The organism is Paraburkholderia domus (assembly GCF_905220705.1).
Lineage (GTDB): Bacteria > Pseudomonadota > Gammaproteobacteria > Burkholderiales > Burkholderiaceae > Paraburkholderia > Paraburkholderia domus.
The window spans coordinates 123,193-145,030 of record NZ_CAJNAT010000002.1; the positions used below are offsets into that span (position 1 = coordinate 123,193).

At 61.7% G+C, this 21,838-nt stretch carries 27 protein-coding genes and 2 tRNA genes; 17 read left to right on the forward strand and 12 right to left on the reverse strand.

What is annotated here, in order from left to right; genetic code table 11:
* Positions 1-44: 44 nt before the first annotated feature.
* The 4 genes from KHO31_RS05670 to KHO31_RS05685 form a co-directional block, all read right to left on the reverse strand.
* The gene (locus KHO31_RS05670; RefSeq protein WP_201076228.1) at positions 45-869 is read right to left on the reverse strand and encodes an arginyltransferase; all 825 of its coding nucleotides are present in this window, start codon (positions 867-869) and stop codon (positions 45-47) included.
* A 116-nt stretch (positions 870-985) separates the two neighbouring features.
* Positions 986-1,723, reverse strand: a complete 738-nt coding sequence (gene aat, locus KHO31_RS05675) for a leucyl/phenylalanyl-tRNA--protein transferase (protein WP_201076226.1) — start codon at positions 1,721-1,723, stop codon at positions 986-988.
* 9 nt (positions 1,724-1,732) lie between these two features.
* A complete protein-coding gene (locus KHO31_RS05680; RefSeq protein ID WP_201076224.1) occupies positions 1,733-2,278 on the reverse strand; it encodes an NUDIX hydrolase in 546 nt (181 codons plus the stop codon).
* Between the two features lie 428 nt (positions 2,279-2,706).
* Positions 2,707-2,783, reverse strand: a tRNA-Met gene (locus tag KHO31_RS05685).
* A gap of 251 nt (positions 2,784-3,034) precedes the next feature.
* On the opposite strand from KHO31_RS05685, the gene KHO31_RS05690 reads away from it, so the two are divergent.
* Positions 3,035-3,532, forward strand: a complete 498-nt coding sequence (locus KHO31_RS05690) for a heme-degrading domain-containing protein (protein WP_211622879.1) — start codon at positions 3,035-3,037, stop codon at positions 3,530-3,532.
* Positions 3,533-3,542: 10 nt separating this feature from the next.
* The gene (locus KHO31_RS05695) at positions 3,543-3,875 is read left to right on the forward strand and encodes a DMT family transporter (protein ID WP_407945921.1); all 333 of its coding nucleotides are present in this window, start codon (positions 3,543-3,545) and stop codon (positions 3,873-3,875) included.
* 3 nt (positions 3,876-3,878) lie between these two features.
* Here the strand turns inward: KHO31_RS05695 and KHO31_RS05700 are convergent, their stop codons facing one another.
* A complete protein-coding gene (locus tag KHO31_RS05700) occupies positions 3,879-4,250 on the reverse strand; it encodes a hypothetical protein (protein ID WP_211622881.1) in 372 nt (123 codons plus the stop codon).
* A gap of 64 nt (positions 4,251-4,314) precedes the next feature.
* The gene (locus tag KHO31_RS05705; RefSeq protein WP_201076218.1) at positions 4,315-4,506 is read right to left on the reverse strand and encodes a hypothetical protein; all 192 of its coding nucleotides are present in this window, start codon (positions 4,504-4,506) and stop codon (positions 4,315-4,317) included.
* Positions 4,507-4,772: 266 nt separating this feature from the next.
* Between KHO31_RS05705 and KHO31_RS05710 the strand changes: the two genes are divergently transcribed.
* The gene (locus tag KHO31_RS05710; protein WP_201076217.1) at positions 4,773-5,057 is read left to right on the forward strand and encodes a DUF1488 family protein; all 285 of its coding nucleotides are present in this window, start codon (positions 4,773-4,775) and stop codon (positions 5,055-5,057) included.
* An 8-nt stretch (positions 5,058-5,065) separates the two neighbouring features.
* On the opposite strand, the gene KHO31_RS05715 is transcribed toward KHO31_RS05710, so the two are convergent.
* The gene (locus tag KHO31_RS05715) at positions 5,066-6,073 is read right to left on the reverse strand and encodes an NAD-dependent epimerase/dehydratase family protein (protein ID WP_201076216.1); all 1,008 of its coding nucleotides are present in this window, start codon (positions 6,071-6,073) and stop codon (positions 5,066-5,068) included.
* 133 nt (positions 6,074-6,206) lie between these two features.
* Between KHO31_RS05715 and KHO31_RS05720 the strand changes: the two genes are divergently transcribed.
* On the forward strand, positions 6,207-7,244 hold the full coding sequence (locus KHO31_RS05720) for a TetR/AcrR family transcriptional regulator (RefSeq protein ID WP_211622883.1): 1,038 nt from the start codon (positions 6,207-6,209) through the stop codon (positions 7,242-7,244).
* Between the two features lie 46 nt (positions 7,245-7,290).
* A complete protein-coding gene (locus KHO31_RS05725) occupies positions 7,291-8,427 on the forward strand; it encodes an enoyl-CoA hydratase/isomerase family protein (protein ID WP_211622885.1) in 1,137 nt (378 codons plus the stop codon).
* A gap of 95 nt (positions 8,428-8,522) precedes the next feature.
* Here the strand turns inward: KHO31_RS05725 and KHO31_RS05730 are convergent, their stop codons facing one another.
* Positions 8,523-8,948 (reverse strand): hypothetical protein, encoded by a 426-nt coding sequence (locus KHO31_RS05730; protein WP_172312382.1) that lies wholly within the window; start codon positions 8,946-8,948, stop codon positions 8,523-8,525.
* A 582-nt stretch (positions 8,949-9,530) separates the two neighbouring features.
* Here KHO31_RS05730 and ssuD point away from each other — a divergent pair.
* The 7 genes from ssuD to KHO31_RS05765 all read left to right on the forward strand — a co-directional run bounded on the left by ssuD (position 9,531) and on the right by KHO31_RS05765 (position 14,023).
* Positions 9,531-10,691: an FMNH2-dependent alkanesulfonate monooxygenase gene (gene ssuD / locus KHO31_RS05735; protein WP_201076212.1), complete on the forward strand. Its 1,161-nt coding sequence runs from the start codon at positions 9,531-9,533 to the stop codon at positions 10,689-10,691.
* A gap of 56 nt (positions 10,692-10,747) precedes the next feature.
* Positions 10,748-11,596, forward strand: a complete 849-nt coding sequence (gene ssuC, locus KHO31_RS05740; protein WP_211622887.1) for an aliphatic sulfonate ABC transporter permease SsuC — start codon at positions 10,748-10,750, stop codon at positions 11,594-11,596.
* On the forward strand, positions 11,593-12,594 hold the full coding sequence (locus KHO31_RS05745) for an ATP-binding cassette domain-containing protein (RefSeq protein ID WP_201076210.1): 1,002 nt from the start codon (positions 11,593-11,595) through the stop codon (positions 12,592-12,594). Before ssuC ends, KHO31_RS05745 begins: the two co-directional genes overlap by 4 nt.
* A 47-nt stretch (positions 12,595-12,641) precedes the next feature.
* Positions 12,642-12,857 carry a TOBE domain-containing protein gene (locus tag KHO31_RS05750; protein WP_011488137.1) on the forward strand — a complete coding sequence of 72 codons (216 nt, stop codon included), beginning with the start codon at positions 12,642-12,644 and terminating at the stop codon, positions 12,855-12,857.
* A gap of 174 nt (positions 12,858-13,031) precedes the next feature.
* Positions 13,032-13,229 carry a hypothetical protein gene (locus KHO31_RS05755; RefSeq protein ID WP_201076204.1) on the forward strand — a complete coding sequence of 66 codons (198 nt, stop codon included), beginning with the start codon at positions 13,032-13,034 and terminating at the stop codon, positions 13,227-13,229.
* A 111-nt stretch (positions 13,230-13,340) separates the two neighbouring features.
* Positions 13,341-13,583 (forward strand): DUF6566 family protein, encoded by a 243-nt coding sequence (locus KHO31_RS05760; protein ID WP_201076464.1) that lies wholly within the window; start codon positions 13,341-13,343, stop codon positions 13,581-13,583.
* A gap of 71 nt (positions 13,584-13,654) precedes the next feature.
* The gene (locus KHO31_RS05765) at positions 13,655-14,023 is read left to right on the forward strand and encodes a glyoxalase superfamily protein (protein WP_201076202.1); all 369 of its coding nucleotides are present in this window, start codon (positions 13,655-13,657) and stop codon (positions 14,021-14,023) included.
* 147 nt (positions 14,024-14,170) lie between these two features.
* Here the strand turns inward: KHO31_RS05765 and KHO31_RS05770 are convergent, their stop codons facing one another.
* Positions 14,171-14,437, reverse strand: a complete 267-nt coding sequence (locus KHO31_RS05770) for a hypothetical protein (RefSeq protein ID WP_201076200.1) — start codon at positions 14,435-14,437, stop codon at positions 14,171-14,173.
* Positions 14,438-14,787: 350 nt separating this feature from the next.
* On the opposite strand from KHO31_RS05770, the gene dusA reads away from it, so the two are divergent.
* On the forward strand, positions 14,788-15,789 hold the full coding sequence (gene dusA, locus KHO31_RS05775) for a tRNA dihydrouridine(20/20a) synthase DusA (RefSeq protein ID WP_211622888.1): 1,002 nt from the start codon (positions 14,788-14,790) through the stop codon (positions 15,787-15,789).
* Positions 15,790-15,892: 103 nt separating this feature from the next.
* Positions 15,893-15,968, forward strand: a tRNA-His gene (locus tag KHO31_RS05780).
* Positions 15,969-16,105: 137 nt separating this feature from the next.
* Here KHO31_RS05780 and KHO31_RS05785 read toward each other — a convergent pair.
* Entirely contained in the window at positions 16,106-16,438 is a 333-nt protein-coding gene (locus tag KHO31_RS05785) for a hypothetical protein (protein ID WP_201122166.1), read from the reverse strand.
* Between the two features lie 350 nt (positions 16,439-16,788).
* On the opposite strand from KHO31_RS05785, the gene KHO31_RS05790 reads away from it, so the two are divergent.
* Positions 16,789-18,381: a tetratricopeptide repeat-containing sulfotransferase family protein gene (locus tag KHO31_RS05790; RefSeq protein WP_211622889.1), complete on the forward strand. Its 1,593-nt coding sequence runs from the start codon at positions 16,789-16,791 to the stop codon at positions 18,379-18,381.
* Positions 18,378-18,950 (forward strand): adenylyl-sulfate kinase, encoded by a 573-nt coding sequence (gene cysC / locus KHO31_RS05795; protein ID WP_201076196.1) that lies wholly within the window; start codon positions 18,378-18,380, stop codon positions 18,948-18,950. The genes KHO31_RS05790 and cysC overlap by 4 nt, the downstream gene beginning before the upstream one ends.
* Positions 18,951-19,012: 62 nt before the next feature.
* On the opposite strand, the gene KHO31_RS05800 is transcribed toward cysC, so the two are convergent.
* Entirely contained in the window at positions 19,013-19,225 is a 213-nt protein-coding gene (locus tag KHO31_RS05800) for a DUF3820 family protein (protein ID WP_006048800.1), read from the reverse strand.
* Positions 19,226-19,361: 136 nt separating this feature from the next.
* On the opposite strand from KHO31_RS05800, the gene KHO31_RS05805 reads away from it, so the two are divergent.
* On the forward strand, positions 19,362-20,414 hold the full coding sequence (locus KHO31_RS05805) for an NADP(H)-dependent aldo-keto reductase (RefSeq protein WP_211622890.1): 1,053 nt from the start codon (positions 19,362-19,364) through the stop codon (positions 20,412-20,414).
* 112 nt (positions 20,415-20,526) lie between these two features.
* Here the strand turns inward: KHO31_RS05805 and KHO31_RS05810 are convergent, their stop codons facing one another.
* Positions 20,527-21,810 carry an MFS transporter gene (locus tag KHO31_RS05810; protein ID WP_211622891.1) on the reverse strand — a complete coding sequence of 428 codons (1,284 nt, stop codon included), beginning with the start codon at positions 21,808-21,810 and terminating at the stop codon, positions 20,527-20,529.
* Between the last annotated feature and the right edge of the window lie 28 nt (positions 21,811-21,838).

The window sequence follows — 21,838 nt, forward strand, 5'->3', positions numbered from 1 at the left end:
TGGGAGGGGCGCGTAGGCGTGAATGCCTAGGCCGCGCACAATCGCTACGGCCGCAGCGGTCCGCGCCTGTTGCCCTGAATCGCCAGATCGACCGGCGGCAGATCGACGTTGGCGGGATCGAGCACCTTCCAGGCACCGTCGATCAAGCCTTCGAGGGGCCGGAAATTCGCCTTGTACGCCATCTTCGGACTCTCGCGAATCCAGTAACCGAGGTACACGTAGGGCAGCTTGAGGCTCTTCGCCTGTTCGATCTGCCAGTAGATGTTGTAGGTGCCGAAGCTGGTGTGCGGCAGACCCGGTTCGAAGAACGTATAGACCGACGAGAGCCCGTCACCGAGGATGTCGATCATGCTGATCATGCGCAGAATGCCCGGCGCGTCCGGATGATCCGGCAGCGGCTCGCGAAACTCGACCAGCCGCGAGTTGATCCGACTCTGCAGCAGGAACTGTTCATACTGGTCGCGGCTGTCGCGGTCCATGCCGCCGCCGGCATGCCGTGCCGACTGATAACGCATGTAGAGCGCGTAGTGCTCTTCGTCGTAATGCAGTGGGGCGACCGTTGCGATCAACTCGCCGTGCTTCTTCCAGACCCGGCGCTGCGTGCGGTTCGCCACGAAATGATCGACCGGCACGCGCACTGGCACGCAGGCGCGGCAGCCATCGCAATACGGGCGGTAAGTGAACACACCCGAACGGCGGAAGCCGGCTTTGACGAGGTCGGTATAGACGTCGGAGTTGATCAGGTGACTGGGCGTGGCGACTTGCGAGCGCGCGATGCGTCCATCCAGATAGCTGCAGGGATAGGGCGCCGTTGCATAAAATTGCAGCGCGGAAAGCGGGGAAAGAGGCAGCTCGTTGGGATGAGTCACGTTGGCAGCTCTCGAAGCGTCTCTGGTATTGCAAACCCGGCGCCTTGCGGTTGTCAACCCGCGGCTCGTGACCCGCGGCTCGGTAGGCGGCGGATCCGGATTCGGCCTGATTTTTCCTACGCCGTTGGCGCGACGACATCGCGCAATACGGTCTTGTCGAAGTGCCAGGGAATCGGCGGTGCGTCGACAGACGCGCGAACATGCGCGATGAACGCTTTGCGCGCGATCTCGCGGCCGCCCAGCGACGCCAGATGCGACGTGTTCTGCTGGCAGTCTATCATTTCTATTTCGTGACGGCGCAAGTGTCCGACAAGCGCGGCCAGCGCCATTTTCGAGGCGTCGGTGACCTCCGCGAACATCGATTCGCCGAAGAACATCCGGCCGAAAGACACGCCATACAAACCGCCTACGCGCTCGCCTTCGAACCAGGTCTCGATGCTGTGCGCATCGCCCATCCGGTGCAGCGACGAATACGCTTCGACCACGTCGGCCGTGATCCACGTGCCGCGCTGGCCGCGCCGCGGCGCCTGCGCACAGGCGCGCATCACAGCAGCAAAATCATGGTCGACACGGATTTCCCAAGCATCTTCGCGCAGCACACGCTTGAGCGTCTTGCGCAGCGACGGCGACAGTTTGAACTCGGCAGGGCGCAGGATCATGCGCGGATCGGGACTCCACCACAAGACCGGCTGGCCGTCTGAATACCACGGGAAGATGCCGCGCCGATAGGCGTCGATCAGCCGCGACGGCAGCAGGTCGCCGCTCGCGGCGAGCAGGCCGGGTGCCCCGCTTGTCGCGCCGAGCGCGCGCTCGACGGAGGGAAACGGATCGTCAGGTCCGAGCCAGGGAACCATGCGCGCCGCTCAACCTTCGCGCAGCGAGCGGAAGATATCGCCCGTGTGCAGCCCGAAGCTGCCGGCGGCGCGGTCGGCGAAAAAGAAACGCAAGGTCTGGCCAACGGTCGGGAAGGCGATCTCATCCCACGGAATTTCGTGTTCTTCGAAGAGTTTCACTTCGAGGCTTTCCTCGCCGGCCGCGATGTCGAGGTCGAGCAGGCGCGCCATATAGAACAGATGCACCTGATGGACATGTGGCACGTTCAGCAGCGAAAACAGGCTCTGCACCTCGACGCGCGCGCCGGCTTCTTCCAGCGTTTCGCGCGAAGCCGCTTCGGCGGTGGTTTCGCCCATTTCCATGAAACCTGCCGGCAACGTCCAGTAGCCGTAGCGCGGTTCGATCGCGCGACGGCACAGCAGCACTTTTTCGTCCCAGACCGGAACGGTGCCGACCACGTTGCGCGGATTCTGATAATGCACCGTGCCGCAACTGCCGCATACGAAGCGCTCGCGGTTGTCGCCCGGCGGAATGCTCAGGCTGACGCCGTGGCCGCAGACAGAACAGAATTTCATAGGAAGGGGACGAGAAAGAGTGATGGGAGTTTATCACTGGGGCGAGCTTTGCCGGGAGCGGGCCATGGCGGTGTGCGCCAGATAGTGCGGGGTGAGGATATTGCACGAGTCAGGTCCCGCTGGCGCGTGTGCCTATCACGACCATTGGGGAAGAATGCGGATCTGTTTGGAGTCCGGATCAATGGGCGCGAGCGAAAGCGACAGGTGGTGCTCGGGAGGCAGTTGCGGTGCCGAGCGGAATCCGGCTTTGCCAAAGATTTTGGTGCTCTTCCGGCTACGGGAGGGAGCGCGGAAACGATGCCTGCAATTCGGCTTGCAGAACGCGCGCAACCGGCCAGGCGGAGAACGAGAGGCAGAAAACAAAAAAGGCCTGCCGGTTGGGCAAGCCTTTGATGTTGTTTCGACGTTTCGAACCGCATTTAGATACTTGGTTGCGGGGGTAGGATTTGAACCTACGACCTTCGGGTTATGAGCCCGACGAGCTGCCAGACTGCTCCACCCCGCGTCCGTCGAAGAAAATATTATAGAACAATGCGGCAACCAACGCAATAGCTATTTAAGGACCGGCTTCAATCCGCGCAAATGCGTCGCAGCAGCCTCCAAAGCGCGGCGGCCTTCGAAGTCGCGGCGCGCATGGCCGGCGTCGTATGGCGCAAGACCCTCGTAAGGCGCTGCGCTAGAATCCAGGTTCTCTTCGCGGCGCAGTGACGCATTCGAAACGGCGCGCGCCTCACTTCTTACCTTGCTCTGAACTCCATGGATATCGCTCACGATCTACAGGTGATTGCCGCTCAGGAACACGCGCTGGTGTTCCCGCAATTCGACGCCGACCGCGCATGGCAGGTCGGTACGTATCTGCACGAGGTTGCGAGGGCGCGCGGCATCTCCGCCGCCATCGACGTGCGCACGTTCGGTCAGCCGCTGTTTTTCAGCCTGCTTGACGGAGCGACGCCGGACAACGTCGACTGGGCTCGCCGCAAGGGCAACACGGTCGCGCATTTTCGCCGCAGTTCGTACGCGATTGGTTTGAAGATGCAACAGGCGGGCAGCACGCTCGCCGACAAGCACGGCTTGCCGGTCACCGAATATGCATCCCATGGCGGCGCTTTCCCATTGACGGTAGCGGGTGCCGGTGTGATCGGCTCGATCACGGTATCTGGTTTGCCGCAGCGCGCGGATCACGAACTGGTGGTGGAAGCGCTATGCGCGCACCTTGGGCACGACTACAGCAAGCTAGCGCTTGCAAAGGCCTGAGGCGATGCGGATGCCTCCTTATGCATTGCTCGCCATTGCGATCGTCGCCGAAGTCATCGCGACCTCCGCCATGCGGGCGTCGGAAGGTTTTTCGCGGCTCTTGCCCGCAACGGTCGTGGTGATCGGCTACGGCATCGCGTTCTATTGCCTGTCGCTCACGCTGAAGACTATTCCGGTCGGCATTGTCTACGCGGTGTGGTCCGGCGCCGGCATCGTGCTGATTACGCTGGTCGCGGTCGTGCTGTACCGGCAAGTGCCTGACTTACCGGCCGTCATCGGGCTCGGGTTGATCATTGCCGGGGTTGCCGTGTTGAACATGTTCTCGAAGATGCAGGCGCACTGAGCGTTACTTGCAGCGCACGATCATCGAACGGTTTTTCACATTAGCCGAGACGACGTTCGTGACGCTGCCACCCGCCGCGCCGCCTTCGTCGTTGTCTTTCGACACGATGTCGTAGCCGGTCGCGCCACATGCTCGGCCGGCCTGGACGTAGCAGGAGGCCCAACTGGACGCGGCGTCGGCACCGCTGCAGTTCACCGCGAAGCCGGTCTGGCCGTTCGGCAGATTGATGAGCGATGTCGTGTTCGACGATGCACAGCCGGCGAGACCCGCGCCGAGCAGCAGGGCGGCAGACAGGGACGCCCTGCGGACTAGAGCAAACGCGGTGCTGCCGGATCGGAAGCGGCCGGAGCGGCGCAGTTGCGTCATGAAATGCATCGTGAAGGTTCCTTTCAAATAAGAATCGAGACTCGCCGTGCGCACTGGAAGCGCGCCCCTAAGGCTAACGCGTTTCGATCGTGATGCCCGCCGCGCTGACCAGTTGGCGGCTTTCTGCGCCGCTTTCGGTCGCCGCGTCTTCCCAGATGCTAATGGCTTTCGGAATGTCGATGCCATGGCTCTCGGCGTAAGCAAACCATGCGTTTGCCGCATCCGGCTCGGGTAGTTCGTGGTTCTGCAGAAAATATTTTCCCATATTGCGCTCGCTGAACTCGAAATGGTGTCATCGCGTCGGCACGGACCATGCCGGTGAACCACTTCGACAGAAGCACGCGGAACAAGTGCAATCAGGTGTATCGATTTGCCTGCGGAACTGATTGGCTCGGGGCGCAAGTCAGCGAACAGGAGCGCTTAGGAGGCTGGACCGCGGTTGAGGCGCGCGAGTACCATAGCGGGCATGTTTGGAGGCGGCCGGTTCCCACCGGTGTCCGCTTCCTGCCGGATACTTCTGATGAGGCGACCATGGAAATTCGGTTTCCCGCGGACGCGCCTGCTTACCGCGATTCCAATCTGACGGTTGTATTTCCCGCGCTCGTGGACGGCGAACCGGTGCCGTGCGCGATCTCGGTCGAAGCGCTCGAGGATCATTTCGGCGCGTACTCCGAGGATCTCGAAGGCTGGCTGCGTGCGTTCGACGCCGGGCGTCCGCGCATCGAGGCGGTTGCGCGCGAACATTTGCAGATCAGCAATGGCACGCCCGTGCTGCTCAGGAGCGGCCATTTCCCGCCGGGCAACGTCGCGGTCTAGACGACGGGTCACGCCGCCTTCGCCGTGCCTCCCTGGGTCGCGGCGCTCTCTGGTGCGTTGCGCGCCGCATTGAATGCATGACGGATGCCTTCCTCGTACGAGGTTTTGACGAACGGGCCGATCAGCTTCGTCAATGCGGAGTCGTCAAGCACAAGCGGCTCGGTCATCAGGTAATTCATCTCCACGAGTTCCCGCATCAGTGGATTGAAGAGGCCGAGCATGCGCAGCATGGTCTTGCCGGCCACCATCAGCTTCGGCTCGCGGCCCGCTAGCGCATAGGCCTGTCTCGCCACTTCGCGCTGCGTGATCGTGCCCGTGCCGGCCAGGTGCCACCAGCGGCCGTACGCTTCGGGCGTACGTGTGAGTTTCTCGACCACCGGTCCGATATCCGGCAAGTAGATGAATTCGTGCTGCACATCGACCGGCCCGATCACCTGCGCGCGCTTGCCGTGCGCCGCGCCCTCGAATATGCCGTTGATCAGACTGCGTTCGATGCCGGGACCGTAGAAATCCGGTAGGCGCAGCACCAGCGTCGACAAGCGGGTCGACCCGCTTGCTCGCCCGTGTGCCGCCAGCACCAGCTTCTCCTGCGCGAGCCGCATCTTGCCTTTGAACGTATGGGGCTCACGCGGATGATTTTCGCTAATCGGATTGCCGCGTGCGCGTCCGTACGGATACACGGTGCCGATCAGAATGAAGCGTTCGACGCCCGCTGCCGTCACGCCTTCGAGGGTTCGTTCCATGAGCGGCGGATGCTCGGCGAACTGATCGTAGGCCACGCCCACCAGATAGATCACGGATTGCAAACCGGCTGCGGCAGCGCTGATCGAAGCCGGGTCGTCCGGATTCCACGTGACGATTTCCGCATGCGGATCGTGGCCGAAGGCCGCCTCGAGCGGCTGGCGCGAGCGGCCGACCACCCGGTAATCCCTTCCCGCCGCGCTCAACGCCGCCGCGATGATTTGGCCTGCCGCGCCCGCGGCGCCGAATAAACCCACTTTCCCTGTGGCTTGCATGACGACTCCTGAAGGTGGCGCCGTATCGCGCCTGAGTGATCTGGCTGACTAATGGGAATTTAATGAACAGTGTTCAGTAAACAGTGTTCAGTTTAATTTGACTTTTCAGTTTGTCAACCTGAAAATGTTCGCCATGGGAATCGTCGAACGAAAAAGCCGTCAGAAACAGGCGCTGCGTGAGCGCATCCTCGATGCAGCGCGGCGCATCGTCATGCGCGAAGGTTTTGCCGCGCTGTCCATGCGCAAGATTGCGGAGGCCATCGAGTATTCTCCCGCCACGCTGTACCTTCACTTCGCGAGCCGCGATGAGATCGTGCAGGCGTTGTGTGCGGAAGGCTATGCGCAATTGCTGGAGACATTCGTGCCGCTTGCGCAGATCGCCGATCCGACTGAGCGGTTGAAGGCGCTCGGGCGTGCTTATGTGGCATTCGGTGTCGCACATCCGGAAACCTACCGGCTGATCTTCATGGAGGACCCGAGCTACACCGGCGCGGCGCTGGGCGGCGCGGCTGCCGCGTCGGGTAAGTCGGCGGCTGCGGTCGCGGATGCCGGTGCCGGTGCGGTGGAAGAAGCGGTGGAAGAAGCGGTGGAGATTGCCGCGGCGGGAACAGCGGCCGCGGGTTCCACCGCGTCCGGGAAATTGAACCTCGCGCCCCCGAAAGCGGACGACGACCCCGGCGATGCCGCGTTGTACATCATGATCTCCGCGCTCGAAGAGTTGAAAGCGGCGGGGCGCTTGTCCGCATCGATGGACGTGGCCGTGTGGGCGGAGGCGTTCTGGGCGACCATGCATGGCATCGTCGCGCTCAATCTCACCTGTCCCGTGTTTCCGACCGCGCCGCTAGATAAAGTGGTGGGCGTCGCACTCGATGCCTGGCTGGGCACGCAAGACGCCGCGCAGCCACCAGGCGTCGCGAGATCTGTTCGGGCCGGCAAAAGGAAGTCCGCTAAAGCGCCGTTTGAGTCGTATGCCGAGCCGGGCGGTGAACCGGCTACTGAGTCGACTCAGCCATCCACGCCGTCGGGCAAAAAGTCCACGAAAGTACCGGGGCCATTGGCCGGCAAACCCGCCATCGGCACGGATACCGACCACGCCATCAAAGCGGACACCCATGCGGCTATCCAGGCGGAGACCCAACCCGCCACGGGACCCAAATCCGCGGACGCGTGATAACGTTCAGTTCCAATTCATTTCGCGCCATCGCGCTTAGCTCGCCATGTCTATTTCCGTCTCGCCCGCTGTCAGCGACGAAGTCGCGACTTACGTAGCCAACCGCATCGGTTTCATCGAACTGGAAAGGCCGAAGGCGCTCAACGCGCTGTCTACCGGTATGATTCGCGCGATGCACGCGGCGCTCGATCAGTGGCGCGAAGATCCCGACGTGCTTGCCGTGGTGGTGCGCAGCCAGCATCCGCGCGCGTTCTGCGCGGGCGGCGATATCCGCTTTCTGTACGAGTCGGCGCAGCGCGGCGAGCACGACGCGCGCGATACCTTTTTCACCGAGGAATACCGGCTCAATCACGCGATCTTCACCTACCCGAAGCCGTATATCGCCTTGATGAACGGCGTCGTGATGGGCGGCGGCATGGGAATTTCGCAGGGCGCGCATCGTACCGGCGGCCTGCGAGTGGTGACCAACTCGACGAAGATGGCGATGCCCGAGACCCGCATCGGACTCTTTCCCGATGTGGGCGCGAGCTGGTTTCTGGCGCGCACGCCAGGTGCGCTCGGCCGTTATCTGGCGGTCACGGGCGAGACGATCGGCGCCGCCGACGCCCTCTACGCAGGCCTTGCCGACGCCTATATCGACGATGAGGCATTGCCCGCGCTAGTCGATACCTTGCGCACGGAACTGTTCGAACGTGGGGCCGACGTGGTTGCGTGCATCGAACGCGAGACAGCCGCGCATCAGGTCGTGCCGGAACCCGATGCTTCGCCGCTCGCGAGCATACGTGCGTTGATCGACCAGCATTTCGCGTTGCCCGACGTGGCGCAAATTCTCGCTTCGCTGGAGCAGGAACAGGAGCGTGGCGGCGAGGCCGCCGATTGGGCGGAGCAGACGATCGCCGTATTGTGCGAACGTTCGCCGTTATCGATGGCCGTGTCGCTGGAAGTGGTGACGCGCGCCGAGGGTTCGATGGCCGATGTGCTGCGTGGCGATCTTGATCTGACGCGCACAAGCTTTGCGCAGGGCGACACGATCGAAGGGATTCGCGCCCGCATCATCGACAAGGACAACGCGCCGCGCTGGCGTTTTGCGCGCATTGAAGACGTGCGCGCCGCCGATGTGGCGAAGATGTTCGACAGCCCGTGGCCGGCCAACGAACATCCGCTGCGAGATCTGCGCGGTTAAGCGGGGTCAGGCCGCAGCGTTACAGCAATTGAAGCAGTAGGGCTATGCCGGGCGTCGCCCCCGCATAGCCACACGAGCACACTCCGTGAAGACGCTCAGTCCTCGTCTTCGCTCGCCATGAAGGCGCGCATGAACACCAGCGCGCCCCAGCCCCACATCGCATTTGCCGCGAAACCTACCGCGAGGCGCGGCAGCATGTTGCCGCTCGGCCAGATCCCGCGCAGCGGATCGACCACGAACACGCTGGCCGCAGTCAACGCAATGCCGCCGAATACAAAGGCGGGCACCCACGGCGCGCGCCGCCCCGGCGCCACGCGCAACAGCCACGCCATCAGCACCGCCCAGAACGCGCTCCAGATCGCGTTCGCAATGAACTCCGGCAGTCCGAGCGGCAAAAACGGCGCGGTCGAAAAACCGGTTGGGTCGATCAGACCGGCTGCGTGCAGCAGCGCCAGGGTCGATTCATGAAAGAACAGGGAAGCCAGAAAACCGGCGACGAACGGCAGGATGAGTTTTTGCATGCATTGCACCGCGAGAGATCAGGCGGCGTGGTTTGCGCGGCCTGCACCGGATTATTGGAAATGTGGCGCCATTATATATAGGGGTATCCCGTTTCCAGCGTAGGTAAGGCGCAACATCCGTATGCTTTAACGTCGGGCTAATCACGAAAGTGGAAAACCTAAGCTAAAAAAAATCGTTCAAAAGCCAGGCCCCAATCCATAGACTGTTTCTCCATGCAGACGGCGTTTGCCGCCGTCGTCCATTTAATCGAGCGCATCACGCGCACGTTTGGTCGAGGGAAGCCGTCGCGATGTCCTGCCTGATGCCGATCTTCAACCACGCCATGGCGCGCGCGCGTTTGCGGATGCGCTGTCGGAACTAGTCCATCACTAGTCCGCATTTCATCGCCGTATTTCCGTCCTTTGTTTGCGCTTGCATCTCCGGCTCTCGTGCCGGATGGATGCGCGCGGCTAGCGGTGCGCGACTAGCGGCGCGCGGCTAGCGGTGCGCGACCAGCGTGTGCGCTTTCACTCGACGCACCGTCCGCATTGTCGTTACACACGTCTCCATTCAATCCAGTTTCAAACTAGCAGGAGCAGCAAATGAATGTGTTCTGGTTCATTCCGACTCACGGCGACAGCCGCTATCTCGGTACGGCCCAAGGCGCACGTGCAGCCGATTACGACTACTTCCAGCAGATCGCCGTGGCCGCCGATACGCTCGGCTACGAGGGCGTGCTGCTGCCGACCGGCCGTTCATGCGAAGACGCATGGGTCGTCGCATCGAGCCTGATTGCCGCGACCAAACGTCTGAAGTTTCTGGTGGCGATCCGTCCGGGCATTTCCTCGCCGGGTCTGGCGGCGCGCATGGCGGCGACCTTCGACCGTCTGTCGAATGGGCGTCTCCTGATCAACGTCGTGACCGGCGGCGATTCCGCTGAACTGGAAGGCGACGGCGTGTTCGTGGATCACGACACGCGCTATGAAATCACCGACGAATTCCTGCACATCTGGCGCAAGCTGCTGAGCGCCGCGCATACCAACGACGCGATCGACTTCAATGGCAAGCATCTGACCTCGAAGGGCGGCAAGGCGCTGTATCCGCCGGTGCAGAACCCGCATCCGCCGCTGTGGTTCGGTGGTTCGTCGGCGGCTGCGCACGACATCGCGGCCGATCACATCGACACGTATCTGACGTGGGGCGAGCCGCCTGCCGCCGTCGCGAAGAAGATCGCCGACATTCGCGCCCGTGCTGAAGCGCGTGGCCGCAAGATCAAGTTCGGCATTCGCCTGCACGTCATCGTGCGCGAGACCGAAGAAGAAGCATGGGCCGCTGCCGACAAGCTGATCAGCAAGCTCGACGACGAAACCATTTCCCGTGCGCAGGCTTCCTTTTCGAAGATGGATTCCGAAGGACAGCGCCGCATGGCGGCATTGCACGGCGGCAAGCGCGGTGGCCGCGCGGAACTCGAGGTGTATCCGCATCTGTGGGCGGGCGTGGGTCTCGTGCGCGGCGGTGCAGGCACGGCGCTGGTCGGCAATCCCGAGCAGGTGGCGGCGCTGATGAACGAGTACGCGGCGCTCGGCATCGACACGTTCATCCTGTCCGGCTATCCACATCTCGAAGAGTCGTATCGCTTCGCTGAACTGGTGTTCCCGCTGCTGCCGGGCCGTCAGAGCAAGACCTCGGGCGGTCCGCTGTCGGGTCCGTTCGGCGAGATTGTCGGCAACAACTATCTGCCGAAGGCGGCGAGTTCGAGTTGAGCGCTTGCACCCGGTTCGGTAACGACGCCCATCGATAAGCAACGAGGAAAGTAATCATGGCTCAATCCACTGTGAATGCGGAACGAGGCACAAGCGCCGACTCAGGTGCAGATGCGGGGTTCGGTGTATTACGCCGCATCGGTGAGCATCTTGCGCCGTGGCTCGCGCCGCTGGCGATTCTGCTGGCTTGGGAGTTCGCCGCGCGTAGCGGCATTCTCTCGACGCGTGTGCTGCCCGAGCCGCTCGCGGTCGTGAAGGCCGCGTGGTCGCTGATCCAGTCCGGCGAGATGTGGGCGGACGTGAAAGTCAGCACATGGCGCGCCGTGTCGGGATTTGCGATCGGCGGCGGCATCGGACTCGTGCTCGGCCTCGCGACGGGTCTTTTCAAACCCGCCGAAATCGCACTCGATTCGACCGTGCAGATGGTCCGCAACATTCCCGCGTTGGCGATGATCCCGCTCGTCATTCTGTGGTTCGGTATTGAGGAAGAAGCGAAGGTGTTTCTCGTCGCGCTGGGCGTGTTTTTCCCGATCTATGTGAACACGTTTCACGGCATCCGCTCGGTCGATACCAATCTGATCGAAATGGCGCGGAGTTACGGCGTGAAGGGTTTCGCACTTTACCGGCACGTGATCCTGCCGGGCGCGTTGCCGTCGATTCTGGTCGGCGTGCGTTTCGCGTTTGGACTGATGTGGGTCACGCTGATCGTCGCTGAAACCATTTCCGCGCAATCGGGCATCGGCTACATGACGATGAACGCACGCGAATTCCTGCAAACCGATGTGGTGGTGGTCGGCATTCTGCTGTACGCGGCGCTCGGCAAACTTGCCGATGTGCTGGCCAAGAGTCTCGAGCGCGTGTCGCTCCGTTGGCATCCGGCCTATCAACGAGGAGCGAAAGCATGAGCGCAACGACATTGTCGGCGTCGTTCGGCGGCATCGCGGGCAGCGATCTCGAAGCCGAACTGGCACAGCCGCGCACCGTCGATCACGACGCCGAAGAGGCGGCCGGCTTCGACCGTGCAGATCCGGCGCACGAGCGCCATCGCGTGGGCGTCGTGCCTTCGGCGGCGGGGGCATCGGCACGTAATGACGCGCGCCGATCCGGCGATTATTCGGTCGAGTTGCGTGGCGTCGGCAAGCAGTACGGCGAGCGCAAGGTGTTGTCCGATTTTGATCTGTCGATCGAGCGCGGCAGCTTCGTGGCAATTGTCGGCCGCAGCGGCTGCGGGAAATCGACCTTGCTGCGCCTGGTCGCCGGTCTGGAAAAGACCACGTCGGGCGTGCTCGAAAAGCGCGCCGAAGACGGCCGGCCGCTCGACACCCGCATCATGTTCCAGGACGCGCGACTCTTGCCCTGGAAGAGCGTGCTGCAAAACGTGATGCTCGGCCTTGGCCGCAGCGCGCGTGAAGATGCGCGTGCCGTGCTTGCCGAAGTCGGTTTGCTGGAGCGCGCCAACGACTGGCCCGCGCAGCTCTCCGGCGGTCAGCGTCAGCGTGTGGCATTGGCGCGGGCGCTGGTGCATCGGCCGCAGTTGCTGCTGCTGGACGAGCCGCTCGGTGCGCTCGACGCCTTGACGCGCATCGAAATGCACGCGCTGATCGAACGCCTGTGGCGCGAACATCAATTTACCGCGCTGCTGGTGACGCACGACGTGCATGAAGCCGTCGCGCTTGGCGACCGGATTCTGCTGATCGAAGAAGGGCGCATCGCGCTCGATCAGCCGGTGCCGCTTACGCGCCCGCGGGCGCGTGCGTCGGCCGGTTTTGCCGCGCTGGAAGAACATGTGTTGCAACGCGTACTGAAGACGGCGCCGAACGACGACGCGCTGTCCCATCGCGCTTACGACGCACGTGACGAGGGCCGCCTTACGCGGCCGACAGACGTCCGTTGGGCCGTCTGACATCCCTTGACTGACTGTTTTCAACCGCTTTTCTGGAGTCACTCGACATGAGCATTTCCGCAATCAATGTACGCAATCAGTTCAAAGGCAAGGTCAAGGAAATCATCCGCGGGCCGGTGGTGTCCGAAGTCGATGTGGACACGCCGTTCGGTATCGTCACCTCGGTGATCACTACGCGTTCGGTCGACGAACTCGACCTGAAGGTCGGCTCGGAGGTGGTCGCGCTGGTGAAGTCGACGGAGGTGTCGATCGCGCGTTTGTGAGGCGGTTTGTAAGGCCCGTTTATAAGCCCATTTATAAGCCCATTTATAAGCCCATTTATAAGCTCGATTGCGCCGTTCGTACCGTTACAAGCGCCGACGCGATTTTGCGTTGGCGCTGCTGCATGCGCCCCCAAAACTTGCTACGATGAATTGAGTGTCACGACGGAGACGGCCATGTCGAAGTCATTGAGCCCAGAAGCGGTTGAGGCATTGCGGCGCCTGAACGACGTCGGTGTCGGACAGTCCATGCCGAAGTTTGAGCAATCCGTCACCGCGGAGTTACTGGCGAACGGGCTTGCCGCCGAAGCGAGCGGCGGCGAAGTCGAGATCACCTGTAGCGGCCGGCAGTACCTTTCTGGCGATTGCGACTGATCATCAGACGAGGACCGGCCGGTGCATACGGCGAGCCGCGACGGCGGCCCGGCGGACAAGCATGGCCGCCGACATATCACCAGGCACGCGGAAGACACCACGGAGGCGATCATGGAGCCGAAGGGCCTCGACATGGGCGACTACCAGGAGCGCTATCAGGACTACGACATCGAAGTCGCGGTTGAACAGGTGCTCACCGGCGTCAAAGCGCATTTTCGGGTGTTGCGCAACGAAGCGGTGGTGGTCGACTGGCGGCTCGTTCACATCGACACCCTATGGTCCACCGAGCATGCCGCGGCCCAGGCAGGCTTCAGGGCGGCGCGCGAAACGATCGATGCCGGGCTCGCCGCCTAGCCACAAGCACGTGAGTCGGCAAACGTATTCGATTAAGCTGACGGATCCCTGTCAACTAGCTGGAGGCCGTTGTGCACCTCGCGCCCGCGATTCCGATCATTCGCATCTTTTCTGAAGAGAAAGCCAAGGAGTTTTACGTCGACTTTCTCGGCTTTACCATCGACTGGGAACACCGCTTCGAGGCCAATTTTCCGCTCTACTTGCAGGTGCGCCGGTCCGACCTGATTTTGCACTTGAGCGAGCATCATGGCGACGCGACGCCGGGCTCGACGATTTTCGTGCCGGTGCAAGACATCGACGCGCTGCTTACCGAGCTTCAACGCAAAGACTACAAGTACGGGAAGCCGGGTGTTGAGGCGCTGCCATGGGGGAAAGTGCTGGAGACCACCGATCCGTTCGGTAACCGGATCCGTTTTTGCGAATCGCCGAAAGAGGATTGACGGGAAGCGTGTTGAAGGAGGGCGTGCGGCTTGAGGCTGCGGGCGCAGCTGCCGTGTAAACGGGACTGGGCGCCGGCATGCATTGCTGCATGCGCGGCGCCCAGTTCGGCCACCGTCTTGTGGACGGCAGCCTTCAACGACCGGAGATTACTGGCCGAAGAAAACCGATTGCGGGCCCTTTACCGGCTCACGCGTACCCGATTGCGACGACACGTTCTTCACGCCGCCGTATGCATTGGAGTCAGCGTTAGCGTGTTCAGCCGCGACGGTTTGTGCGCTCTGGCCTTGTTGCGAAGCCGGTGCGCCGACCGACGGACGATAGAACGGTGCCGGGCCGTAGCCGCTAGCGAATGCGGGAGCAGCGATCGAGGCAGAAACAGCAACCAACAGGGCGGCGATGAGCTTGGTCTTCATGGTGTGACTCCGATAACGTTTCGATTTCATTTCAGGAAGGCGTCGCAGGGGCCGGTGGGGTGTGTCTGCAACGTCGATGGCAGGCAGTGTATACCCCTACTATCAAAAATTTGTTCCGATAATCTGAAATTACTGTTCTCGGAATTGAAATAATCGGTTAGCGGTATAGGCGACAGGCGTCAGCGGTGGTCTGACCCCGCCGGCCAAGCGTTTTTGATGGTCAAAGACCCGGTTGGCAAGGTGGGTTAGCGGTGGTGTTTTCCGGAAAAGCTGGCTCGTCGCCGGTGTTTCGGGGGGATTTAGCCACTTGCGGTAAAATTGCGGTTTGATTCAAGCCGTCTGGCCGCCCCATGTCTTCAGCTCAAACTCCCAGTCCGCGCCGCGTTTCCGTCGCGCCCATGATGGACTGGACCGATCGCCACTGCCGCTCGCTGCATCGCGTCATATCACGCCATACGTGGCTCTACACCGAGATGGTCACCACCGGCGCGTTGCTGCACGGCGATGTGCCGCGCCATCTGACGTTTACGCCCGAAGAAGCGCCGGTCGCTTTGCAACTCGGCGGCAGTGAGCCTGACGACCTCGCGCGTTCGGCGAAGCTCGGTGAGCAATGGGGCTATGACGAGATCAATCTGAACTGCGGCTGCCCGTCTGAGCGCGTGCAGCGCGGCGCGTTCGGCGCTTGCCTGATGAACGAGCCGCAACTCGTCGCCGATTGCGTGAAGGCAATGCGCGATGCTGTGTCGATACCGGTGACGGTCAAGCACCGGATTGGTGTCGATGCGGTCGAAGAATATGGCTTTGTACGTGACTTCGTCGGCACGATCGCGGACGCTGGCTGCAACGTGTTCGTCGTGCACGCACGCAATGCGATTCTCAAGGGCTTGAGCCCGAAAGAGAACCGTGAGATTCCGCCGCTCAAATACGAGTACGCGTATCAGTTGAAGCGCGACTTTCCGCATCTGGAGATCATCATCAATGGCGGCATCAAGACGCTTGATGAAGTGGAGACGCATCTTCAGCACATCGATGGTGTGATGCTCGGGCGCGAGGCCTATCACAACCCTTATGTGCTGGCCGCTGTCGATGCACGCTTCTATGGCTCGACGGACGCGCCGCTCACGCGTGAGCAGGTCGAGGCGAAGCTGATCGAATATTGCGCGGCTGAAATGGCGCGCGGCACGTACCTTGGTTCGATCACGCGTCATGCGCTCGGCCTCTATCGCGGTGAGGCAGGTGCGCGTGGATGGCGCCGCGTGTTGTCCGATAGCAAACGTCTGGCGGCGCGCGATCTGACCATCTTCGACGAGGCAAGGCAGCATCTGCGTGAGCCCGTCGAAATTTTTGAATAAAGGACTAGGCAAACGAGATTCTTGTTCGTATAATCTCGTTTCTTCATCGACGAGCCAAGTTTCTCAGCAATGAGTTGCTTAGTAAGTCAAATAGATGTCAGTGGTGGCTGTAGCTCAGTTGGTAGAGTCCAGGATTGTGATTCCTGTTGTCGTGGGTTCGAGCCCCATCAGCCACCCCAAAGAATTCAAGCAGTAAAAGTTTGATCAAACGGCGTTGTGAGAAATCACAACGCCGTTTTTGCTTTTGCTTTTGCCTTTGCAAAACGATCGCGCGATGCAGGATCATCTCGTCATTCGGTAAGTGGATCGATGGACGTCAATGTCCATGTCCCCCCTGGCCGCCGCCGCTGCTCCACGAACTACCACCGCCGTGGGAGCCGCCGCCACTGCCACCGCCGTGCCAACCGCCGCCATGCCATCCGCCGCCGCGCCAATATCCGCCACCCCCGTGGTAATAGCAGCACGAACCACCCCAGAAGCCAACCGTGCCGTAAACCGGCCCATACGCCGGCCCGTAGGCATAACCGTAGCCGGGGTAATAAGGGTAATAGGGTTGCGCGTAGGCATAGTCATATCCCGGCGCGACCACGCATCCGGTGAGACTTGCCGCCGCGGCCAACATCGCGATTGATGCAATGAGCCTGGTCACGATCTTCTCCCTCGTATGAGAATGAGAAAAACGGCGTGCCCGCGAGTTCAGCAGCATTTGTGTCCGCAAATTACCGCGCGGATGCGTTACTCGGCATCCATGACGCTTGCGCGGCAACCCAATGCCATAGCGGCCGTGCGTCGCCGCAGTCTTCCGAACAATGACGAGCTCATCGCTCTGTAACAGTTGGTTAAATTTTCGAAACGCAACTGTAGGGCGCGCCTGATACTTTCCCGTCAGACAATTTCCCTTTGAGTCCAGCCCATGCCTATGCTGACACTGGACGAAGAAGAATGCACTCCCCAATGTCCGGGCCGCGTGATGCGCAGCCTGCACAAACCTGGCCGTCAATGAAGCACGAACCACCGCCGGCAACCTCATCAGCATGGCGCGCTAAAGGCGACGCCTGTGCCGCTCGCGGCGAACTCCAGGCCGCACTCCAATGTTTCGAAGCAGCGCGCGCGCTCGATCCCGCCGATGCCGTCGTTCATGAGCGCCTCGCCGTGACGCTCGCCACGCTGGGCCGCTTTCCCGAAGCCGTCATCCGCTATCACGAAGCGATCGGACTCGATCCGCGGAACACCGATTTGCATCATGGCCTCGGCTGGTCGCTCGAGCAGATGCATCGGCTCGAGCAGGCGATAGACGCCTATCGCGAAGCAGTCCGACTAACTCCAAAAGCCGACGGCTCGTACAACAACATGGGCAATTGCCTGCAGGCACTCGGTCGTTTCGACGAGTCGCACGAAGCCTATCGCTGCGCCATCGAGGCCGCCCCGCAGGTGCCGCTGTATTACCGCAACTTCGTGCAGTCCAAGCGCCTCACCGCCGACGATCCGGCGTTCATGGCGCTCGAGCAATTCGCCGGCGTTGCCGCGTCGCTCACACCCGCCAATCAGGCTGAGATTCACTTCGCGTATGGTCAGGCGTTGTCCGACGTGGGCCGCAACGATGCGTCGTTCGATCACTTTCTCAAGGGCAACGCACTGCACCGTACCGGAGTCCGTTATGACGAAGCCGCGTCGCTCGGCCTGTTCGCACATTTGCCGGAGCTCCTGACTTCAGAGGTGCTGGCGGAGAAGTACGGTCTGGGCGATCCGTCGGCTGCGCCGATCTTTATCGTCGGCATGCCGCGCTCCGGTTCGACCCTGATCGAACAGATTCTCGCGAGTCATCCGCAGGTTTTCGGCGCCGGTGAGCGAACGGAGTTCGGCGAGGCGCTGGTGAATTGCATCGGCCGCAATGCAGACGATCCGCTGCGCATCGATATCGAAGCATTGCAGGACGTCGGACCCGCGCAATTGCGCACGCTCGGCGCCGACTATTTGCACCGCATGCATAAGTCGCTGCCGGAAATGCAAACGGGAACGCCGGGCTACACACGTTTCACCGACAAATACCCGTTCAATTTCATCAACGTCGGGCTGATTCATCTGGCGTTGCCGAATGCGCGCTTCATTCATAGCAGCCGCTCGCCGTTGCAAAGCTGCCTGTCGATCTTTTCGCGAATTTTTCACGACGTGCCGTTCAGCTACGATCTCGGTGAACTGGGCCGCTACTATCGCGCGTACGATGCGTTGATGGCACATTGGCAACGTGTGTTACCCGAGGGCACGATGATCGAGGTCAAATATGAAGAGCTGGTCGAAGATTTCGAAAACAATGTCCGGCGTTTGCTTGCGCATTGCGGACTCGACTGGGACGAGCGCTGTCTATCGTTTCACCAGACCACGCGGCAGGTGAACACGGCGAGCGCGGCTCAGGTGCGCCGTCCGCTCTACACGACGTCGCTGCAACGCTGGCAGCCGCAGAAGGCATTGCTGCAACCCTTGTTCGATGGCCTTGGACCGGAGTTGGCGCCCGTTGGCATCGTGAGCGCGCGCGATCAGGCGCCGCTGGCAGATCTCAACGCTACGGCTACCGGTACGGAGCGCAAGTCATGAGCGCAACTCGGGGCGCCGTCATCTGGATGACCGGTTTGTCCGGTGCCGGTAAATCGACCTTGGCCGGCGCGTTGCACCAGCGCCTGAAAGAAGCAGGGCATGCCTCGATCGTGCTCGATGGCGATGTGCTGCGCCGTGGCCTGACCGCCGGCCTCGGTTTCACGCCTGAAGACCGCGCCGAAAATTTGCGGCGGGTCGCTCACGTCGCGGCGCTGTTCATGCAACAGGGCTTCATCGCAATTGCCGCGGTGATCTCGCCCGAGCATCAGCATCGGCGTATGGCTCGCGAGATCATCGGCGAAGGTTTCGTCGAAGTGTTCGTGAATGCGCCGCTGATGGTGTGCGAAGCGCGTGATGCCAAAGGTCTTTATGCGCGCGCGAGGCGTGGTGAGATTCCACATTTCACCGGTATTTCAGGGCCGTTCGACGTACCGCTCGATCCCGACGTCATGATCGAAACCGATCGGGTGCCGATCGACGAGGCAGTGGGTCGCCTGCTTGCGCATCTGGCCGCCGTGGGCTGTCTGCCGCGAGAAAGCGGGCACGACAGGCCTCGCCTCGCGAAGTAATGTGCTTCGTCTTGCGCGTGCTTGCCGTCACCTATGGCTGGCATCTGCCGAAGGCGTCGCTCTCAGCGCTTGCGTAAAGGCTCGATCAGCGACGACAAACCGTTGTGATCGATCTCGTGCATCAAGGCCAGCAGACGGCCGATCTCGCCCGGCGGAAAGCCCTGGCTCGCAAACCAGTTCAGATAGTGACCGGGCAGGTCCGCAATCAGCCGGCCTTTATATTTTCCGTAAGGCATCACACGCGTGACCAGCAGTTCGAGGTGTTCGGGATTCATCGCAGATGGGTCGACGGAAAGTTCATTGATCGCTGTGGCGTGAGCGCCTGCTAAAGCATTTTAGCCGCGCTGCAGGCATCGCGCCGGCATGGTAACGTCGGCGCTTTCCGTTTACTCAATCAACAGGACAAGTTCGATGGAATACCGCAGACTCGGCGACTCGGATGTGCAGGTTAGCCTGATCGGTCTCGGCACCATGACGTGGGGCGAGCAGAACACCGAGCAGGAAGCGCACGCTCAGATCGATTACGCGCTCGACCACGGCGTCAATCTGATCGACGCCGCGGAAATGTACCCGGTGCCGCCGCGTCCCGAGACGCAAGGGTCGACCGAGCGTTATATCGGCACATGGATTGCGCAGCACCGCAGCGCGCGCGAGAAGATCGTGCTGGCTACCAAGATCGCCGGGCCGGCGCGTCAGCCGCACAATCCACGCCATATTCGCGGCGAGGGCAACCAGTTCGACCGCAAGAACCTGACCGAAGCGCTGAACGATAGCCTGAAGCGTTTGCAAACGGACTACGTCGATCTGTATCAGTTGCACTGGCCGGATCGCAGCACGATGACGTTCGGCCGTCCCGCCTATCCGTGGGTCGACGACGCGTATACGGTGCCGATCGAAGAAACGCTGTCGGTGCTCGCCGAATTCGTCAAGGCAGGCAAGATTCGCCATATCGGCGTGTCGAACGAAACGCCTTGGGGTGTCGCGCAGTTTCTGCGCGCGGCTGAAAAACTCGGCTTGCCGCGCATCGTCAGTATCCAGAATCCGTATAGCCTGTTGAACCGTACGTACGAAGTGGGTCTGTCCGAGTACGCGCATCGCGACAACATCGGCTTGCTTGCGTATTCGCCACTCGCCTTCGGGTGGCTGTCGGGCAAGTATGAAGGCGGCGCGCGCCCGGCCGGCGCCCGTATCTCACTGTTCGAGCGCTTTCAACGTTACAGCAAACCGCAAGCGGTTCAGGCAACCACGCGCTATGTGGAACTGGCGAAGCGTCACGGCTTGTCGCCCGCGCAATTCGCGCTGGCCTTCGTCAACAGCCGCCCGTTCCTGACGAGCAACCTGATCGGCGCGACGTCGCTCGATCAGTTGAAGGAAAACATCGCCAGCGTCGACGTGAAACTCTCGCCCGAAGCGCTCGCGGAGATCGACAAGCTGCATGAACTGCAGCCTAATCCCGCGCCTTGAGGCTGCTTGAGGCCGTTGCGTTAGGTGTTGACCAGCTACAGCCCCGGCTTCGTTGCCGGGGCTGTAGTATGAGTTGAGAGCGCCTCGCCAGGCGCGCCGGTCTCAACTTGCTTTAGCGAATCTTCAGCTTCGAGCGCACCGCATAGAGCGCCAGCAAACTCGCCACCGCGCAGAACATCAGATAGAAGCCGGGGGCGAGCTTATTACCGCTCGCGTCGATCAGCCAGGTGATCACGAAAGGCGCAAAGCCGCCGAACACCGTTACGCCGATGTTGTAGCTGACCGCGAGACCGGTCGCGCGTGTTTGCGTCGGGAAAATCTCCGACATCAGCGCGGGCAGCGCGCCGAAGTACGTCGCTTTCAATACGCCGATCCAGATCAGCGCCAGCAGCATCGTGGCGAACGATGGGTGCGCGTTCATATACACGAAGGCCGGATAGACCGTCAGCAGCATCAACGTCGCAGCGGCCGCCATGATGCGGATCCGTCCCATGCTATCGGACAGGTGGCCCGCGAACGGCGTCAACACGGTTAGCACCACGCCGGTTGCGAGCGTGGCCGCGAAGCCAGTCGAAGCGGGCAGATGCAGCTGCTTGATCGCGTAGGTCGGCATATACAGAATCATGTAGTTCGCCGCGGTCGAAATGACCAGCGAACCGACCGCGAGCAGCATGCGGAGCTTCTGCGTGCCGAACAGATCGCTTAACGGCGTGCGGGTTTTCGGCTCCGTGTCGAACTCGGCGCCTTCATCCACGTAGCGGCGAATATAAAAGCCGACCGGGCCGATCGCGAGGCCGAACAGAAACGGAATACGCCAGCCCCACGATTCGAGTTGCGCGGTCGTGAGCTGGCTCGTCAGCAACGCGCCGAAACCGGAGGCGAGCAGTGTCGCGAGGCCCTGGCTGGCGAACTGCCAGCTGCCCATGAAGCCGCGCCGCTCGGGCGCATGCTCGACCAGAAACGCAGTGGATGCGCCGAACTCGCCGCCCGCCGAAAATCCTTGAACGAGCCGCGACAACATGATGCCGGCCGGTGCCCACAAACCGATTGCTGCGTAAGGCGGCATCACCGCAATGGTCAAGGTGCCGATCATCATCAAGCCGATCGACAGTAGCAGCGATATCTTGCGCCCCGCGCGATCCGCGAGCGAGCCGAGTACGAGTCCGCCGAGCGGCCGGATCATGTACGAGATGCCGAAGGTGCCGAGCGTGAGCATCAACGAAATCGCTTCGGTACGGGCAGGGAAGAACAGCTTCGCGATCGTGACCGCGAAAAATCCGTAGACGACGAGGTCGAACCATTCAAGCGCGTTGCCGATCGACGCCGCGAGAATGATGCGATGGACCTTTGCGGCGGACGGCCGCGCGGCGCTGACTTGCAAGGTGGACGTGATCATCGTGGACGTGTCTCGTGACGGCTGCGGG

Coding starts and splice junctions, on each gene's coding strand:
- KHO31_RS05750 (WP_011488137.1), top strand. CDS start 12,642: ATGAGCATTTCCGCAATCAATGTACGCAATCAGTTCAAAGGCAAGGTC.
- KHO31_RS05700 (WP_211622881.1), bottom strand. CDS start 4,250: ATGCATTTCATGACGCAACTGCGCCGCTCCGGCCGCTTCCGATCCGGC.
- KHO31_RS05730 (WP_172312382.1), bottom strand. CDS start 8,948: ATGCAAAAACTCATCCTGCCGTTCGTCGCCGGTTTTCTGGCTTCCCTG.
- KHO31_RS05770 (WP_201076200.1), bottom strand. CDS start 14,437: ATGAAGACCAAGCTCATCGCCGCCCTGTTGGTTGCTGTTTCTGCCTCG.
- KHO31_RS05800 (WP_006048800.1), bottom strand. CDS start 19,225: ATGAATCCCGAACACCTCGAACTGCTGGTCACGCGTGTGATGCCTTAC.
- KHO31_RS05690 (WP_211622879.1), top strand. CDS start 3,035: ATGGATATCGCTCACGATCTACAGGTGATTGCCGCTCAGGAACACGCG.
- KHO31_RS05715 (WP_201076216.1), bottom strand. CDS start 6,073: ATGCAAGCCACAGGGAAAGTGGGTTTATTCGGCGCCGCGGGCGCGGCA.
- KHO31_RS05720 (WP_211622883.1), top strand. CDS start 6,207: ATGGGAATCGTCGAACGAAAAAGCCGTCAGAAACAGGCGCTGCGTGAG.
- KHO31_RS05695 (WP_407945921.1), top strand. CDS start 3,543: ATGCCTCCTTATGCATTGCTCGCCATTGCGATCGTCGCCGAAGTCATC.
- aat (WP_201076226.1), bottom strand. CDS start 1,723: ATGGTTCCCTGGCTCGGACCTGACGATCCGTTTCCCTCCGTCGAGCGC.
- KHO31_RS05790 (WP_211622889.1), top strand. CDS start 16,789: ATGAAGCACGAACCACCGCCGGCAACCTCATCAGCATGGCGCGCTAAA.
- cysC (WP_201076196.1), top strand. CDS start 18,378: ATGAGCGCAACTCGGGGCGCCGTCATCTGGATGACCGGTTTGTCCGGT.
- KHO31_RS05680 (WP_201076224.1), bottom strand. CDS start 2,278: ATGAAATTCTGTTCTGTCTGCGGCCACGGCGTCAGCCTGAGCATTCCG.
- KHO31_RS05810 (WP_211622891.1), bottom strand. CDS start 21,810: ATGATCACGTCCACCTTGCAAGTCAGCGCCGCGCGGCCGTCCGCCGCA.
- KHO31_RS05755 (WP_201076204.1), top strand. CDS start 13,032: ATGTCGAAGTCATTGAGCCCAGAAGCGGTTGAGGCATTGCGGCGCCTG.
- KHO31_RS05705 (WP_201076218.1), bottom strand. CDS start 4,506: ATGGGAAAATATTTTCTGCAGAACCACGAACTACCCGAGCCGGATGCG.
- dusA (WP_211622888.1), top strand. CDS start 14,788: ATGTCTTCAGCTCAAACTCCCAGTCCGCGCCGCGTTTCCGTCGCGCCC.
- KHO31_RS05760 (WP_201076464.1), top strand. CDS start 13,341: ATGGAGCCGAAGGGCCTCGACATGGGCGACTACCAGGAGCGCTATCAG.
- KHO31_RS05805 (WP_211622890.1), top strand. CDS start 19,362: ATGGAATACCGCAGACTCGGCGACTCGGATGTGCAGGTTAGCCTGATC.
- KHO31_RS05710 (WP_201076217.1), top strand. CDS start 4,773: ATGGAAATTCGGTTTCCCGCGGACGCGCCTGCTTACCGCGATTCCAAT.
- KHO31_RS05725 (WP_211622885.1), top strand. CDS start 7,291: ATGTCTATTTCCGTCTCGCCCGCTGTCAGCGACGAAGTCGCGACTTAC.
- ssuD (WP_201076212.1), top strand. CDS start 9,531: ATGAATGTGTTCTGGTTCATTCCGACTCACGGCGACAGCCGCTATCTC.
- ssuC (WP_211622887.1), top strand. CDS start 10,748: ATGGCTCAATCCACTGTGAATGCGGAACGAGGCACAAGCGCCGACTCA.
- KHO31_RS05745 (WP_201076210.1), top strand. CDS start 11,593: ATGAGCGCAACGACATTGTCGGCGTCGTTCGGCGGCATCGCGGGCAGC.